This window comes from Haemophilus haemolyticus, from assembly GCF_003351405.1.
Classification (GTDB): Bacteria; Pseudomonadota; Gammaproteobacteria; order Enterobacterales; family Pasteurellaceae; genus Haemophilus; species Haemophilus haemolyticus_N.
On record NZ_CP031240.1, the window covers coordinates 1,600,556 to 1,617,793 of the forward strand.

Annotated in this window: 17 protein-coding genes; 14 read left to right on the plus strand and 3 right to left on the minus strand. The window is 37.4% G+C overall.

All coding sequences use genetic code 11. The features are described from left to right. Window positions 1-36: 36 nt before the first annotated feature. A complete protein-coding gene (gene greA, locus DV427_RS07965; protein WP_005637913.1) occupies window positions 37-513 on the plus strand; it encodes a transcription elongation factor GreA in 477 nt (158 codons plus the stop codon). Window positions 514-551: 38 nt separating this feature from the next. Here greA and yhbY read toward each other — a convergent pair whose 3' ends face one another. Next, the gene (gene yhbY / locus DV427_RS07970; RefSeq protein WP_005628915.1) at window positions 552-851 is read right to left on the minus strand and encodes a ribosome assembly RNA-binding protein YhbY; all 300 of its coding nucleotides are present in this window, start codon (window positions 849-851) and stop codon (window positions 552-554) included. Between the two features lie 126 nt (window positions 852-977). Here yhbY and rlmE point away from each other — a divergent pair, with 126 nt between their 5' ends. The 9 genes from rlmE (at window position 978) to bioD (ending at window position 11,918) form a co-directional block, all read left to right on the plus strand. Continuing rightward, window positions 978-1,607 (plus strand): 23S rRNA (uridine(2552)-2'-O)-methyltransferase RlmE, encoded by a 630-nt coding sequence (gene rlmE / locus DV427_RS07975; protein ID WP_005637911.1) that lies wholly within the window; start codon window positions 978-980, stop codon window positions 1,605-1,607. 89 nt (window positions 1,608-1,696) lie between these two features. Continuing rightward, a complete protein-coding gene (ftsH, locus tag DV427_RS07980) occupies window positions 1,697-3,589 on the plus strand; it encodes an ATP-dependent zinc metalloprotease FtsH (RefSeq protein WP_114891947.1) in 1,893 nt (630 codons plus the stop codon). Between the two features lie 171 nt (window positions 3,590-3,760). Next, window positions 3,761-7,186 (plus strand): autotransporter outer membrane beta-barrel domain-containing protein, encoded by a 3,426-nt coding sequence (locus tag DV427_RS07985; RefSeq protein ID WP_114891948.1) that lies wholly within the window; start codon window positions 3,761-3,763, stop codon window positions 7,184-7,186. Between the two features lie 145 nt (window positions 7,187-7,331). Further along, a complete protein-coding gene (gene folP, locus DV427_RS07990) occupies window positions 7,332-8,159 on the plus strand; it encodes a dihydropteroate synthase (protein ID WP_114891949.1) in 828 nt (275 codons plus the stop codon). A gap of 37 nt (window positions 8,160-8,196) precedes the next feature. Then, complete coding sequence (gene glmM / locus DV427_RS07995) at window positions 8,197-9,531, plus strand: phosphoglucosamine mutase (protein ID WP_114891950.1); 1,335 nt, start codon at window positions 8,197-8,199, stop codon at window positions 9,529-9,531. A gap of 59 nt (window positions 9,532-9,590) precedes the next feature. After that, the gene (gene sixA, locus DV427_RS08000; RefSeq protein WP_065249574.1) at window positions 9,591-10,088 is read left to right on the plus strand and encodes a phosphohistidine phosphatase SixA; all 498 of its coding nucleotides are present in this window, start codon (window positions 9,591-9,593) and stop codon (window positions 10,086-10,088) included. A 220-nt stretch (window positions 10,089-10,308) separates the two neighbouring features. Beyond that, window positions 10,309-10,746, plus strand: a complete 438-nt coding sequence (locus DV427_RS08005; protein ID WP_114891951.1) for a hypothetical protein — start codon at window positions 10,309-10,311, stop codon at window positions 10,744-10,746. 75 nt (window positions 10,747-10,821) lie between these two features. After that, window positions 10,822-11,088 carry a YcgL domain-containing protein gene (locus DV427_RS08010; RefSeq protein WP_005637899.1) on the plus strand — a complete coding sequence of 89 codons (267 nt, stop codon included), beginning with the start codon at window positions 10,822-10,824 and terminating at the stop codon, window positions 11,086-11,088. 101 nt (window positions 11,089-11,189) lie between these two features. Then, complete coding sequence (gene bioD, locus DV427_RS08015; protein ID WP_114891952.1) at window positions 11,190-11,918, plus strand: dethiobiotin synthase; 729 nt, start codon at window positions 11,190-11,192, stop codon at window positions 11,916-11,918. 85 nt (window positions 11,919-12,003) lie between these two features. Here the strand turns inward: bioD and metF are convergent, their stop codons facing one another. Next, window positions 12,004-12,885 (minus strand): methylenetetrahydrofolate reductase, encoded by an 882-nt coding sequence (gene metF, locus DV427_RS08020; RefSeq protein ID WP_114891953.1) that lies wholly within the window; start codon window positions 12,883-12,885, stop codon window positions 12,004-12,006. 310 nt (window positions 12,886-13,195) lie between these two features. Between metF and rplM the strand changes: the two genes are divergently transcribed. From rplM to DV427_RS08040, 4 genes are all read left to right on the plus strand, one after another. Then, window positions 13,196-13,624: a 50S ribosomal protein L13 gene (gene rplM / locus DV427_RS08025; RefSeq protein WP_005628896.1), complete on the plus strand. Its 429-nt coding sequence runs from the start codon at window positions 13,196-13,198 to the stop codon at window positions 13,622-13,624. Between the two features lie 16 nt (window positions 13,625-13,640). Continuing rightward, window positions 13,641-14,033: a 30S ribosomal protein S9 gene (gene rpsI / locus DV427_RS08030; RefSeq protein ID WP_005631594.1), complete on the plus strand. Its 393-nt coding sequence runs from the start codon at window positions 13,641-13,643 to the stop codon at window positions 14,031-14,033. 173 nt (window positions 14,034-14,206) lie between these two features. Further along, a complete protein-coding gene (sspA, locus tag DV427_RS08035; RefSeq protein WP_114891954.1) occupies window positions 14,207-14,845 on the plus strand; it encodes a stringent starvation protein SspA in 639 nt (212 codons plus the stop codon). Continuing rightward, window positions 14,845-15,297 (plus strand): ClpXP protease specificity-enhancing factor, encoded by a 453-nt coding sequence (locus tag DV427_RS08040; RefSeq protein WP_114891955.1) that lies wholly within the window; start codon window positions 14,845-14,847, stop codon window positions 15,295-15,297. The genes sspA and DV427_RS08040 overlap by 1 nt, the downstream gene beginning before the upstream one ends. 35 nt (window positions 15,298-15,332) lie before the next feature. Here DV427_RS08040 and dxs read toward each other — a convergent pair whose 3' ends face one another. Continuing rightward, window positions 15,333-17,210, minus strand: a complete 1,878-nt coding sequence (gene dxs, locus DV427_RS08045) for a 1-deoxy-D-xylulose-5-phosphate synthase (RefSeq protein ID WP_114891956.1) — start codon at window positions 17,208-17,210, stop codon at window positions 15,333-15,335. Window positions 17,211-17,238: the final 28 nt, after the last annotated feature.

A 17,238-nucleotide genomic window follows, 5' to 3' on the forward strand; every position in this document is an offset into this window, starting at 1 on the left:
CCGTGGTTTTTGTTTTATTTAGTAAAAGGAAAAACAATGCAACAAATTCCAATGACTGTGCGTGGCGCAGAACAATTACGTGAAGAATTGGATTTCTTAAAAAATGTACGTCGTCCAGAAATTATTAAAGCGATAGCTGAAGCACGCGAACATGGTGATTTAAAAGAAAATGCAGAATATCATGCGGCTCGTGAGCAACAAGGTTTTTGTGAAGGCCGTATTCAAGAGATTGAAGGTAAACTTGGTAATGCTCAAATTATTGATGTAACAAAAATGCCAAATAACGGTAAAGTTATTTTTGGTGCAACCGTTGTGCTTGTAAATACGGATACAGACGAAGAAGTCACTTATCGCATTGTAGGCGATGATGAAGCGGACATTAAATCTGGTTTGATTTCGGTTAATTCTCCAATTGCGCGAGGTTTAATTGGTAAAGAATTAGATGATACCGTTAATATTACAACGCCTGGCGGTGTCGTTGAGTTTGATATTATTGAAGTGAATTATATTTAAATAAAAAAGTGCGGTTAAAAATGACCGCACTTTTGTTGTCATTTGCGTGGAAGCTGAATTTTTGCTTCTTCGCTTGGGCGATAAAGCACCAAAATATGCCCGATAGTTTGTACTTGTGCTGCTTTAGTTTCACGCACAATCGCATCGATAATAAGTTGTTTTGTTTCGCGATCTGCACCAGCAACTTTTACTTTAATGAGTTCGTGATGATTAAGTGCATTTTCAATTTCAGCAAGTACGCCTTCGGTTAAGCCATTTCCACCAAGCATAACGACTGGGTTAAGATGGTGCGCAAGACCTTTTAAAAATTGTTTTTGTTTGGTTGATAAGGTTGTCATAAGGATTCCTAATTAAAAAGAGCGGTTGATTTTCTCAATGTTTTTCACTGATTTCAATCAGCCTCGGCTTGAATTCGGCAGATTGTAACCAAATATAAGCAAAACTACTACCAAAAATAGAAGATTATGGGAAAGAAAAAACGTTCAGCGAGTTCTTCTCGCTGGCTAAATGAACATTTCAGTGATCAATTTGTGCAAAAAGCGCATAAGCAAAAGTTGCGTTCACGCGCTTATTTTAAGATTGATGAAATTCAGCAAACGGATAAATTATTTAAACAAGGAATGACTGTGGTCGATCTTGGCGCTGCACCTGGCGGTTGGTCGCAATATGTGGTGGGACAAATTGGTGGCAAAGGTCGAGTGATTGCTTGTGATATTTTAGAAATGGATCCCATTGTAGGCGTTGATTTTCTGCAAGGCGATTTCCGTGATGAAAATGTTTTGAATGCTTTATTAGCGCGCGTAGGCGAAGATAAAGTTGATGTAGTAATGTCTGATATGGCACCCAATTTTAGTGGAATGCCATCAGTGGATATTCCACGCGCAATGTATTTGGTCGAGCTTGCTTTAGATATGTGTAAACAGGTCTTGGCAACCAAAGGAAGCTTTGTTGTTAAAGTTTTCCAAGGTGAAGGCTTTGATGAATATTTAAGAGAAATTCGTTCTTTATTTAATGTGGTGAAAGTGCGTAAGCCTGAAGCATCACGCGGACGCTCTCGTGAGGTATATATTGTGGCGACAGGCTATAAAGGCTAATTGCTTTGATAGCTTTTCATCGCTAATGATGTGTAGTATCTTGTAAAAAATTTTTTAACTTAGGAAAGGTAGGTTAGACTTTGAACGATATGGTCAAAAATCTGGTACTTTGGGTGGTAGTCGCGGTCATTATGATGACAGCATACCAGAGTTTTAATTCCTCTTCGGTAGATAATTCTACTGATTATACAACCTTTGTTTACGATGTAAGCAATGGACAAGTGACAGAAGCACGTTTTGATGCCAATGAAATTACGGTAACGAAAACGGATGGTTCTAAATACTCAACCGTAATGCCGCCTCTTGAAGACAAAAAATTGCTTGATGATTTGTTAAGCAAAAAAGTGAAAGTGGAAGGTACGCCATTTGAAAAACGTGGTTTCTTATCCCAAATTTTAATTTCTTGGTTCCCAATGTTATTCCTTGTTGGCGTATGGGTATTCTTTATGCGCCAAATGCAAGGCGGTGGCGGCAAAGCGATGAGCTTTGGTAAAAGTCGCGCCAAAATGCTGAATCAAGATCAGATTAAAGTGACTTTTGCGGATGTTGCTGGTTGCGATGAAGCAAAAGAAGAAGTGGGCGAAATCGTTGATTTCTTGCGTGATCCGAATAAATTCCAAAACTTGGGCGGTAAAATTCCAAAAGGTATTTTGATGGTAGGGCCTCCAGGTACTGGTAAAACTTTATTGGCTCGAGCTATCGCAGGGGAAGCAAAAGTTCCATTCTTCACTATTTCTGGTTCTGATTTCGTAGAAATGTTTGTGGGTGTTGGTGCATCACGTGTACGTGATATGTTTGAACAGGCTAAGAAAAACGCACCTTGCCTAATCTTTATTGATGAAATCGATGCAGTAGGTCGTCAACGCGGTGCAGGTTTAGGTGGTGGACATGATGAACGTGAACAAACCTTAAACCAAATGCTCGTTGAAATGGATGGATTTAGCGGTAATGATGGTGTAATTGTTATTGCAGCAACTAACCGCCCAGATGTACTTGACCCAGCTTTAACTCGTCCAGGCCGTTTTGACCGACAAGTTGTTGTTGGTTTGCCTGATGTGAAAGGTCGTGAGCAAATCTTAAAAGTGCATATGCGCAAAGTGCCTGTAGCACCAGATGTTGATGCAATGACATTAGCGCGTGGTACGCCGGGCTATTCTGGTGCAGATTTAGCAAACTTAGTGAATGAAGCTGCTTTATTTGCTGCTCGAGTGAATAAACGTATGGTAACCATGCTTGAGTTTGAAAAAGCGAAAGATAAGATCAATATGGGGCCAGAGCGTCGTACCATGATTATGACGGATAAGCAAAAAGAGTCGACTGCTTATCATGAAGCAGGTCATGCGATTGTAGGTTATTTAGTTCCTGAGCATGATCCTGTACACAAAGTGACTATTATTCCTCGTGGTCGTGCCTTGGGTGTAACATTCTTTTTGCCTGAAGGCGATCAAATTAGCATTAGCCAAAAACAATTAGAAAGTAAGCTTTCTACCTTGTATGCGGGGCGTTTGGCAGAAGATTTGATTTACGGTGAAGAAAATATCTCAACGGGTGCATCAAATGATATTAAAGTAGCGACTAATATCGCGCGTAATATGGTGACGCAATGGGGATTCTCTGACAAATTAGGGCCAATTCTTTATACGGAAGATGAGGGCGAGGTTTTCTTAGGTCGTTCAATGGCGAAAGCAAAACATATGTCAGATGAAACCGCTCATGCAATTGATGAAGAAGTTCGTGCAATTGTAAATCGTAACTATGCGAGAGCAAGACAGATTTTGACTGATAATATGGATATTCTTCATGCGATGAAAGATGCATTAGTTAAATATGAAACTATTGAAGAAGAACAAATCAAACAATTGATGAATCGCGAACCAGTCACTCCGCCATCTGGATGGGAAGAGCACACTGGGCAAGCTGCTTATGCAGATAGTAATAATGCTCAAAGTGCGGGTGAAAATTCGGTAGATTCTAATTCCTAATCAACTCTCTAATCAACAAGGCCTTTCTTCGGAAAGGCTTTTTTATATTCGAAATCTATTTCAATGATAACAACTTAGAGGTACTATATGAGCGGTTTACTTGAATGTAATTTTTGAAAGAATGTCGTTTGCGGTCAAGTTCAGTCAATTCACTCAAGAGAGAATTATATTATGAAAAATACAAATATATTACTGTATCCATTTATATTCACATCATTGGTGAGCCATGCGGAGGGATTCACGGTAGACACGGTGACAAAAAATAATTGGCAAGAATTTGAACCTATTGGATCCCCTAATCAAATTCACGCAAATGGGGGTGTGATTATCGAAGATAGCGACACAAAAACTCACATTACCTACACTTATGCAGATGGAGACGTGCTAGGATCTAAAACGAAATATTTGCGGGGAAATACGGTCAATCATATCATACACGCTGTCAATAAAACGTATAGAGGAGATCCTGTGAAAGCAACTACAGAAGTCACACTGAGATCGCCAGGTACGCTGAATATTATTCATGTAGATGATGGCACCTCTATTGATTGGCAAGATGGTGTAAATGTATATAACTCTAACAGCAAGTTGATTGATCGGTCGGAAACGATTTTTAATTTTGATACGAATGCAAATTTTGACATTACAACCCATGAAAAATATCATGGGAATTTTTATCCTATATTCAATGTGGTAAAAGTAGTCGGACAAGGTTCTGGTGAAGTGACGAAGCCAGTATCTACTGTGAACTTTTTAAGGAAAGCTACTATGGATATTCGAGCACAAATGATTAATCCAGGAACTTTAAAACCCTATGAAAAACGTGTAAATGGATTCTTTTTGCAATCGAATCAAGGGGGAGAATCGCACCTGCATTTTCATGATGATTTGACCATGCATACAGAGTCAACTACGAATGATTTAGATGTGGCAGCGTTACGCCTTGAAAACAGAGGAGAAAATCGATACCACACTGTCTCTACTAAGGATACTATTGATCCAGAAAGAGGCGGCTCTAGTATTACCTTTGATGGCAATGTAACAAGTAACATCTCAGGTAATACGGATACAGAAATGACTTTTTTGTCGAATGTAAATATTAATGGTGGTGTTCATATATCATCAAAAGAAGGTAAGAATCTAGTATCCACTATCACTAATGAATCGCCGAGTAACACAAAGGACATATCGAACTTCAGTACGTATACGAACGATCATGGTTTCTCTGAGCTTAATTTAAAGGCCAATACTGATTTAATCACAAACAGCGCAGGTGGTATGGTGTGGGGCATGTCTATCGGAGCCGCATCTAATGGTGAAAATCGGGTTACTTTGGCTGGTACTAAGAACAACATTTCTACCACCGGTAAATTATGGGTATATGGTGTACAAGTGGGAGCAGTGGAAGGTAAAAACACATTGAACCTTACCAACAGTGATGTAAAAACAGTATCCGGTTATGTGGCTAGAAGTATTGATATAAAAAATGAGAATCAAGGGACAAATGCAGTCACCTTAGATACTACGAATATCACTACAAAAGGGAACTATGCCTATGGTGTGAATCTGATGAGCGCTAGAAACGCTGGTGCTGGTAGTAATTCTATTCAGTGGAAAGGCAAGAACAGCATTGTCACTGAGGCGATTTCTAATGGTTATGGCATACGAATTCAAAAAGATACAGCCAATACGGGAGCAGGTACAACCATAACTTCTGATGCTGATTCATCGTTGGCAATTAAAGTAGATACAGAAGGTTCAGGTACTGGTATCTCACAAATACATAGTGATGCGAATAATATCACGAATACTACTTTCAATGGGGATGTATCAATTGTCATGGTTGGTACTGGAAACGAGAAAGTAGGTGTACTGGCTAAAACTGAGGCAGACGGTGATACGAATGCGAATACAATTACTTTCAATAAAAAGTTAAACATCGATGGGAATCCAACGGACCCTGCCTTGGTAGCAGGTGGCAAGAATACGAGTATTACTGTGTCGGGCAAGGATACGACAACCATAGTAGGTAATGTATTTGCTACGAATGGTGGAACTGTTGATGTCAATCTATTGACGAAAGATTCCTATTTCATTGGTAAAGCAGATAACAATCCTAATGGTACTATCCATGTGAAAATAGATAGTGGCAGTTATTGGAAAATGACGGAAAATTCTAGTATCAATCGATTGGCTCTATCCAATGCGGGAGAAGTTAGATTTGGCGATACAGAAGTACCTCTTTCCTTAACTACGGATACCCTAACGGGAACTGGTGGCGTGCTCCATATGGCAGGTAATGTTCAAACAGGAGCCACAGACAAACTCATCATTAAGTCCAGCAGTGAAGGGAAACATGGCATTCATTTCCAAAATATGGCAGATTCCAAATCTACGGGTACAGAAGTGTTGCAACTAGTGGAAAGTCTAGGAAAACCAGAGGATCATAAGGCGGTATTTTCATTACTTAATGAAGATAATCATGTAGCGGTTCCTACAGATGATAAAAAGCCTAGCCGTCCTAAAGCTGTCATAGAAAAAGGTGCATACCTATATACATTAGGTAGAGCCACTGACTCTAAAATTGTTTCTATTAATGATGCGAATGTAAATAACTGGTATCTATTCCCTTATGAGGACGATGGTAAGGGCAAATTGACGCCAGGAGCAGAAAGTAGCCTAAGTTTAAGTAACACAATCTATCAAATCAACTTATTAAATACAGAAACATTGGTTCAGCGACTTGGAGAAATCCATTTTGATAAAACAGATTTAAAACCTCATAATGCTTGGATTAAACATGTTAATGGAAAATATACAAGTTTTGCCAATGACACCATCGGTAGTTTTAATACTCATTATTGGGGAATTAAAGCTGGTTTTGATTGGTTGAATTTAAGAAATAATTGGATTAATTACAACGGAATTTCAGTCGAGAATCTAAATGCTTCCACATACCCTAAACGCTTTGAAGGTAAAACAAAAATATCCGGTAAAGGCATTGGTATTTATTCTACCTGGTTAAATAAAAATAATGATATTTACATTGATTTAGTCGGTAAGATGATGCGATATAAAGGAAAATATGACATTGTGAATTATTCTAATGAAAATATTAAATCAAATAATGCAAGTATTAATTCTTACTTATTATCTATTGAGACTGGAAAAAGATCTTATCTTTTACAGAAAAAGGAAAAAGCATTTTATATTCAACCTGAAATGCAATTGATTTATCAATTTGTAGATGATTATACACTTCATTCTTCAAATGGTTTGAAATCAATGACTAAAAATTCAAATAGTTTAATTGGACGTATTGGATTTAGAGCTGGATTAGATTTTTATGGCGATAGTGTGTTAAGCCCTTATATTAAGCTTATGTATAATAAGGAATTTTTGGGTTCTGTGGTGAATGATCTAAATACAGCTAAAATAGAAATGAATAATAAGGATGATTGGTTTAATTACGGAGTAGGAATCAGCCATGAAAATAAGAAAAAAGGAAGACAGATTTACTTGGATGTTCAGCGTTCTAATAAACATCTAATTCGACAAGATTGGCAAGTTAATTTAGGATTAAGATACAGCTTCTAATTTGACTAGTTGAGATAAATCATTCTACGTTCTATGCTAATAGCCTTTCTTCGGAAAGGCTTTATTTTTCCCTAATGATTTTTTTCTTCAGCGTATTCCGTTATAATCGCCCAATTAAAATCAATCTAAAAATCCACCGCACTTTATGAAACTTTACGCGAATAATAAATGTCTTGATTTAAGCGTTCCTAAGATTATGGGAATCCTTAATTTTACGCCTGATTCTTTTTCTGATAGCGGACAGTTTTTTAGTTTGGATAAAGCACTTTTTCAAGTTGATAAAATGTTGGAAGAGGGGGCGACAATTATTGATATTGGTGGTGAATCTACACGCCCTAATGCGGATGAAGTCTCTGAACAAGAAGAATTACATCGTGTTGTGCCAGTAGTGGAAGCGGTACGAAGCCGTTTTGATTGCTGGATTTCTGTTGATTCCTCAAAAGCAATTGTGATGCGTGAAGCAGCAAGTGTTGGAATGGATTTGATTAATGATATTCGTGCTTTGCAAGAGCCAAATGCGTTAGAAACGGCGGTAAAACTGGCTTTGCCTGTTTGTATTATGCATATGCAAGGTCAACCTAGAACGATGCAGGCAAATCCTCATTATGAGAATGTCGTACAAGATGTATTAGCTTTTTTACAGAAACGTACTAATGAATGTCTTTCTGCTGGTGTTAAAAAAGAAAACTTAATTTGGGACATGGGATTTGGTTTTGGTAAGTCTGTACAGCATAATTATCAATTATTACAAAATCTGAATGAATTTTGTCAGATAGGCTATCCAGTATTAGCGGGATTATCTCGCAAATCAATGATTGGTGCCGTGCTTGATAAACCTGTTGATCAAAGAGTAATTGGCAGTGCGGCAGGAGCGCTTATTGCTGCGCAAAAAGGTACAAAAATTTTACGCGTACATGATGTTGCAGCAACATCAGATATGCTCAAAGTTTGGCAGGCAACAGAAAATGCCTGATGGTTTTATAACGATAAAAAATTAAAGGAATTTTATTATGGCAAATCGTAAATATTTTGGAACAGATGGTGTACGTGGAAAAGTGGGTACTTATCCAATCACACCAGATTTCGCATTAAAATTAGGTTGGGCAGCAGGAAAAGTATTGGCTTCTCAAGGTTCTAAAATGGTTTTAATAGGTAAAGATACTCGAATTTCTGGATATATGTTGGAATCAGCCCTTGAAGCAGGTTTAGCTGCTGCGGGGTTATCTGCTGCATTTACTGGCCCTATGCCTACACCAGCTATTGCTTATTTAACCAGAACTTTCCGTGCTGAAGCGGGTATTGTGATCTCAGCCTCTCATAATCCTTATTATGATAATGGCATTAAATTCTTTTCAGCAAAAGGCACTAAATTGCCTGATGAAATTGAAGAAGCCATTGAAGAAATGTTAGAGCAACCTATGGATTGTGTGGAATCTGCTGAATTAGGTAAAGCAAGTCGTATTAATGATGCAGCAGGACGCTACATTGAGTTTTGTAAAGGCACATTCCCTGCTCATTTAGGCTTGGAAGGTTATAAGATCGTGGTAGACTGTGCAAATGGTGCAACCTATCATATTGCTCCTAACGTGTTGAGAGAGCTTGGTGCGGAAGTCATTGAAATTGGTACAGATCCAAATGGTTTGAACATTAATGAAAAATGTGGTGCAACTGATGTGACTGCATTGCAAGCCAAAGTAGTTGAAATGAAAGCTGACGTTGGTTTAGCTTATGATGGCGATGGTGACCGCATTATGATGGTCGATCATTTAGGAAATAAAGTCGATGGCGACCAAATTCTCTTTATTATTGCACGTGAAGCATTGCGCTCAGGTCAATTAAAAGGCGGTGTCGTTGGCACATTAATGAGTAATATGAGCTTAGAAATTGCGTTGAAAATGCTTGGCGTTCCTTTCTTACGTGCAAATGTAGGCGACCGTTACGTATTGGAAAAAATGGTTGAAAACGATTGGACGCTTGGTGGTGAGAATTCAGGACATATTATCATTGCGGATAAAAATACAACTGGCGATGGCATTGTTGCGTCATTAGCTGTATTGGCGGCAATGGCACAGCATAAATTATCATTAAATGAATTAGCGAGTGCGGTTAAATTATTCCCACAAGTGTTAATCAATGTACGTTTTGCAGGTGGGGATAATCCACTTGAAAGTGACGCTGTAAAATCTGTTGCCGCAGACGTTGAAAAACGTTTAGAAGGCAAAGGTCGTATTTTATTGCGTAAATCGGGTACGGAACCACTTATTCGCGTTATGGTGGAATGCCAAGATGCTGAACTTGCACAACAATGTGCAGAAGAAATTGCAGAAACAGTTAAGTCTCATTAATTTTTTAACCGCACTTTATTTAGTGCGGTTTATTTTTATCAAATACTTAGGAAAGCAAAATGAATATTTTTATTATGCGTCATGGCGAGGCTGAAGTAATGGCTAATAGTGATAAAGCTCGTCGCTTAACTGCCTATGGTATTAAACAAGCTTTTTCTCAAGGGGAGTGGTTAAAAGAGCATTTGAGTACATTGTTACTTAATTCACTAGACCGTATTTTAGTGAGCCCTTATGTCAGAGCTCAAGAAACCTTTCATCAAGTTAATCAAGCCTTTGATTTAGAGTTAGAAAATAAACTTGAAACTTGGGAGGGAATAACCCCTTATGGCCATGCGCATTCAGTCATTGATTATTTAGAAGTGCTGAAACATGATGGGGTTAAATCTGTATTGATTATTTCTCATTTACCTTTAGTTGGAGAAATTGTTGCTGAACTGTATGGAAAACGAAATCCAATACCATTTTATCCTGCTACGATTGCTCAATTATTATGGGATGGTAATAAATCAGAAATATTGATACATCAAGCATCTAGAGAAATTCATAAGATTGATTAAATCTAAAACATATATTCATATATATTTCTTTACAAAAAATAAAATTTTTCTATGAAACTTTTTTAAAATATATTAAATATCAATGTGTTAATGCTATTTTTTACACTTATATATTTATCAGAAATGTAAATTTTTGTATTAGCTATTTTCTTTTAATAAAATTTCCGTAAACTACGCCACATCAAAGCAATGGAGCTTTGCCATAATCAAGATTTATTCTATGGAGAAAATTATGAAAAAATTAACACTAGCATTAGTTTTAGGTTCAGCTTTAGCGGTAACTGGTTGTTTCGATAAAGAAGAAACTGCACAAAAAAAAGTTGATGCAGCTAAACAAGCGGCAACATCAATGGTTTCTGAAGCAAAAGACGCAGCAACTAATGCTGTTGCTGATGTTAAAGATGCTGCTAAACAAGCTTCAACTGAAGTGAAAAACACTGCAGTAGAGAAAGCTGCTGAAGTTAAAGATGCAGCAATGGCACAAGTTGAACAAGTAAAAGATGCTACAGCAGCTAAAGTTAGCGAAATGAAAGACGCTGCATCATCAAAAATGGATGCAATGAAAGATGCAGCTACTTCTAAAATGACTGAAGTTAAAGATGCAGTTTCTGAAAAAGCAACTCAAGCAGCTGATGCAGTAAAAGAAGCAGCAAAATAATGCTTTAATCAATTTAAATGATAAAATCCCTGTTAAAGAAATTTAATAGGGATTTTTTATTTAGGAAAACAAAATATGTTATGTGCAATTTATAAAAGTAAAAAGAAACCAGGGAGCTATCTGTATATTGCGAAAAGAGAGGATTTTTCTCAAGTGCCAGAAGTGTTACTGAGCCACTTTGGAAAACCAGAATTAGTGATGATGTTTAATTTACTGGGAAGCAAGCCTCTACATAATGTAGATTGTAATGAGGTATTGGAAAAAATTAAACAACAAGGCTTTTATTTGCAAATACCAAAACAAGATGATGGTTTATTTAATAGCTTGAGTGAGATCAAATAAATTGTTTATTTTTGATACGAAAAAGAGAAAATTTGCGTTATCTCAAATTTTTAAAGGAAAAATTCTTTTAAAATCCACCGCACTTTTTAAAGGAGATAAAAATGAGTAGCTTTTTTGTTGCGGGGACAGATACAAATGTGGGAAAAACCACAGCAACCCGCGCGATTATTCAAGCCTTGCAAAAACAAGGTGTGCAAGTGGTTGGCTATAAACCCATTGCTTGTTGCGGTGAGGAAAGTATTTACCCAGCGATGCAAGAAGAAAATACATCAGATTATGATAATTTAGCAAATTCAGATGTATTAACATTAATGGATTCTACCAAAGAAAATGTGTCCTACAAGGATATTAATAGTTATACCTTTAGTCATAGCGCACCGATGCTGACACAAGATAGGACGCGTATTAAGTTAGATAAAATTAATCATGATTTAACTCAATTAAATCAAAATTATCAGTCTGTGGTGGTTGAGGGCTCGTTTGGTTTAATGACACCAATGGCGGAGGGAAAAAGTTTTGCTGATTGGGTTGCACAACGAAAAATGCCTGTAGTTCTTGTGGTTGGTATTAAAGATGGTTGTGTGAATCACGCGTTGTTAACTGTGCAAGCGATTCAACAGCTAGACGTACCGTTATTGGGCTGGATAGCTAACCGTGTTAATCCATTATTAAGCCATTATGCAGAAATTGTTGATTTGCTTGTTGAGCATATTGATGCGCCACTTTTAGGTAAAATTCCTTATTTGCATAAACCAGAAGAGCAAGAATTGGGACATTATTTGACGGATATTGATCGATTAATGTATATGCAAACAGAGTTAGTCAAATAATAAAGTGCGGTTAAAGTTTTTTATATTTAAATAAGGGCGTAAATAACGCCCTTATTTCATGGAAGAAAAATATCTTATCTTTAAGTTATTCTGGTCTTACACCTAACATATGGCAAATTGCATAAGTTAGTTCACTACGATTTAGCGTATAGAAATGGAAGTCATTCACGCCTTCGCGAGATAAAATTTTCACCATATCCATCGCAACACTAGCTGCTACAAGATTACGAGTAGTTTGATCATCGTCTAATCCTTCATAAGCGTTAACAAGCCATGCAGGAATTTTCACATTAGTGAAAGAAGCCATTTTTTGTAATTGCTTAAAGTTAGTTACAGGTAAAATGCCTGGCACGATTTCAGTATCAATACCAATTGATGCACAACGATCACGGAAACGTAGGTAGCTTTCAATATCAAAGAAAAATTGAGTGATAACATGATTTGCACCCGCATCAATTTTACGTTTTAAATTAATCAAGTCTGCTTGTGCTGATTTTGCTTCTGGATGAACTTCTGGATAAGCTGCTACAGAAATATCAAAATCAGCGACAGAACGGAGTAATTCTACAAGATCTGACGCATAAAATGGTTTTTTAGCATATCCTTTTGGTTCGTCACCGCGTAATGCAACGATGCGACGAATACCACTGTTCCAGTAATCTTTAGCAATTTGTTTTAATTCTTCAGGTGTGGCATCAATACCAGTTAAATGCGGAGCCGCTTCTAATCCAGTTTCTTGTTTGATTGCTTTTACAATGCTATGAGTGCGGTCACGCTCGCCAGAGTTTGCGCCGTAAGTAACAGAAACGAATTTGGGTTTTAACACTTTTAAACGATGAATCGAATCCCATAAAAGCGTTTCCATTTTTTCATTTTTTGGTGGGAAAAATTCAAAAGAAACATTAATTTTTTTATTGAAGTCAGCGATGTGCTGATTAAGCGTGTCAATTTCTTTAGCGTAGCTCATAAAAATTCCTATAGCTAGTATGATGATATTTGAGTTAACAATAAAATAACTTTATGTATGAGTCAATTTTAATAAATTCATTAAAAACATTAATTTAGTTAATGTAAATAGGTTTCAGCAAAAATACTAAAATATTGCATAAAAAATTAGCATATATGAAATAAATATGTATAATACACCGACCCTGTAAATGTGCGAATTCCCATCGTACATTATTTTATCGAGATCTCACTCGAAGGGGTGGCGATTAAGATCAATGGTTGTGTTCGTAAGAACACTGGGTATCAAACTAATTTTTGGTAATTAATTAATGAAAACTTTTGTAGCAAAACCAGAAACGGTTAAACGCGACTGGTACGTAGTAGATGCGACAGGTAAAACTTTAGGTCGTTTAGCGACTGAATTAGCACGTCGTCTTCGTGGTAAACACAAGGCTGAGTACACTCCGCACGTAGATACAGGTGATTACATCATCGTTATCAACGCAGACAAAGTGGCAGTAACTGGTCGTAAAGAAACAGATAAACTTTACTACTGGCACACTGGCTATGTAGGTGGTATTAAACAAGCGACTTTCAAAGAAATGATCGCTCGCCGTCCTGAAGCAGTGATTGAAATTGCGGTTAAAGGTATGTTGCCAAAAGGTCCATTAGGCCGTGCAATGTTCCGTAAATTAAAAGTGTACGCAGGTGCTGAACACCAACACGCTGCACAACAACCACAAGTATTAGATATTTAATCACGAGGTTTAGAAAATGGCAGAGAATCAAAACTACGGCACAGGTCGCCGCAAAAGCTCTTCAGCTCGTGTATTTATCAAACCGGGCAGTGGTAAAATCACTATCAACCAACGTGAATTAGACGTTTACTTCGGCCGTGAAACTGCGCGCATGGTAGTACGTCAACCATTAGAATTGGTTGAGTTAACTGATAAATTAGACCTATACATCACTGTTAAAGGTGGTGGTATTTCTGGTCAAGCGGGTGCAATCCGTCACGGTATCACTCGTGCATTGATGGAATACGATGAAACATTACGCCCAGCACTTCGTGCAGCTGGTTTCGTTACTCGTGACGCACGTCGCGTTGAACGTAAAAAAGTGGGTTTACACAAAGCACGTCGTCGTCCACAATACTCAAAACGTTAATTTTTATTTTCGTTTCGAAAAAGAAAAGCAGAGAGAAATCTCTGCTTTTTTGTTATCTAACTTATTGATTATAAAACAATAAAAAAGAATTATTTGGCAAATGACTTACGCTTTGTGATAGAATAGACACCCCTTATAAAATATAGAATATTTTTGGATCTTCGGAGGAATAAATGTCCAGCGCATCAAGTAAACGTTCAGTAATGACCCTTTTTTCAAATAAAGATGATATTTACTGTCATCAGGTAAAAATTGTTTTAGCTGAAAAAGGTGTACTTTATGAGAACGAAGAAGTTGATTTGCAAGCATTACCAGAAGATTTAATGGAATTAAATCCATATGCTACGGTGCCTACGCTAGTTGATCGTGATCTTGTTTTGTTTAGTTCACGAATTATTATGGAATATCTTGACGAGCGTTTTCCGCATCCACCATTAATGCAAGTGTATCCAGTTTCTCGAGCAAAAGATCGTCTTTTGATGTTACGAATTGAACAAGATTGGTACCCAACTCTCAAAAAAGCAGAAAATGGTACAGAAAGTGAAAAAGCTGAAGCGCTTAAACAATTAAAAGAAGAACTTTTAGCGATTACTCCAGTTTTCCAGCAAACACCTTATTTCATGAATGAAGAGTTTGGTTTAGTAGATTGTTATGTTGCGCCATTGTTATGGAAATTAAAACATTTAGGCGTGGAATTTACAGGTCCAGGTAGTAAACCAATTAAGGCATACATGGATCGTGTATTTAGTCGAGATTCATTTTTGCAGTCTGTAGGTGAGGCTGCACCGAAAAATTTAATGGATGATAAGTAATGGAATACAAAGCTTCCCCTAAGCGCCCTTATTTATTACGCGCCTATTATGATTGGTTAGTAGATAACAGTTTTACGCCTTATTTAGTTGTTGATGCGACTTACTTAGGTGTGAATGTTCCTGTCGAATATGTAAAAGATGGACAGATTGTATTGAACTTGTCTGCCAATGCTACGGGCAATTTACAACTTACAAATGATTTCATCCAGTTTAATGCGCGCTTTAAAGGTGTTTCTCGTGAGCTGTATATCCCAATGGGCGCAGCGCTTGCGATCTATGCTCGTGAAAATGGTGATGGCGTGATGTTTGAACCAGAAGAGGTTTATGATGAACTTAATTCTGAGCCAGATACTGAACAACCAACTGGTTTTCATGAGGCTGTAGAGAGTCCTAAAAAACGAGAAGAAAAAAAGAAAACAAAATCAGCTTCTCATTTAAGAATTATTGATTAAGAAAAAACGCGATGAAGTCATCATCGCGTTTATTTTTATAAATTACCTTGTTTTTTAATAAAGTTGATAATTTTTTCCTCAATTCCTTTTGAATCTAATCCTAAATCTTTCAATGCTTCTTGCTGTGTCGCTTGGGGAATAAAATAATCTGGCAAACCAAGCTGTAAAAGTGCGGTTGATTTTCCAGATGAATTTAGTACTTCCGCAACAGCAGATCCAGCTCCACCTTGAATTGCATTTTCTTCTAATGTAACCAGATAATCGTGAGTTTGTGCAAGCACATTAATCACCTCAATATCAATCGGTTTCACAAAACGCATATCGACAACTGTTGCATTGAGTTTTTCTGCTGCCTCTAACGCAGATGGTAACAGGGTACCAAAGTTTAAAATCGCAATTTTTTGACCTTCTCGAATTAAACGTGATTTACCGATGGGAAGCATTTCTAAAGGTGTTAGTCCAACACCAATGGCATTTCCTCGAGGATAACGCACCGCCGCAGGTTTTCCACATTGATAACCTGTATAGAGCATTTGACGGCATTCATTTTCATCACTTGGTGTCATGATGATCATATTTGGAATGCAACGCATAAAGCTAAGATCAAATGCCCCTTGGTGTGTTGGGCCATCAGCCCCTACGATACCCGCTCGATCAATCGCAAATAATACAGGTAGATTTTGAATAGCAACATCGTGAATTAATTGATCGTAAGCACGTTGTAGAAATGTCGAGTAAATCGCGACTACAGGTTTATATCCGCCAATAGCAAGTCCAGTGGCAAACGTGACGGCGTGTTGTTCAGCAATCGCTACATCAAAATATTGTTCTGGGAAACGTTGAGAAAACTCCACCATGCCAGAACCTTCGCGCATTGCTGGTGTGATACCAATAATTTTGGAATCTTTTTCTGCTATTTCGCATAGCCAATCACCAAAAATTTTCGAATAAGTTGGCTTCGTATTGTGTTTAGGCAATTCACCACTGATTGGGTCAAATTTGGGTACGCCGTGGAAACCAATTGGATCTTTCTCTGCAGGTGCGTATCCTTTACCCTTTTTCGTTTTTATATGTAATAATTGTGGGCCTTTCAGATTACGCATATTCGTAAGTGTTGCCACTAATTCATCAATGTTATGCCCATCCACTGGACCAATATAATTAAAACCGAGTTCTTCAAATAATGTACTTTCTGGCGAGAACATAACTCCTTTCATATGTTCTTCAGTTTTTTTCATAAAGTTTTTTACAGGTGGAACTTTATCGAGAATTTTTTTACTTCCATCTCGTAATGTGGAGTAGATAGAACCTGAGAAAATTCGAGCAAGGTGATTGTTCAGTGCACCGACATTCTCTGAAATTGACATTTCATTATCATTTAAAATGACCAACATATCAGTATGAATAGAACCTGCGTGATTCAGCGCTTCAAAAGCCATTCCTGCAGTAATTGCTCCGTCACCGATGACGCATACCGTTTTTCTACCTGCATTTTCTCGTTCTGCGGCGACAGCAATACCTAATCCAGCACTAATAGAAGTAGAGGAGTGGCCAACGCTTAATACATCAAATTCACTTTCTTCACGCCAAGGGAAAGGATGAATACCGTTTTTTTGGCGAATTGTGGACATTTGATCTCGACGACCGGTTAAAATTTTGTGTGGATAGGCTTGATGTCCAACATCCCAAATTAACTGATCAAACGGTGTTTTATATACGTAATGTAGTGCAACGGTTAGCTCTACAGTACCTAAACCTGATGCTAAATGCCCGCTAGTTTGACTAACAGATTCTAAAAGATAACCGCGTAATTCTTGGCAGAGTTGTGGTAGCTGATCTTTATTTAAAAGACGCAAATCTTCTGGTGAATTAATCAAAGATAATAAGGGGTAATTGTTCATATTGTTAGTCATTTTAAAAACGTTATAATTTTTGACCGCA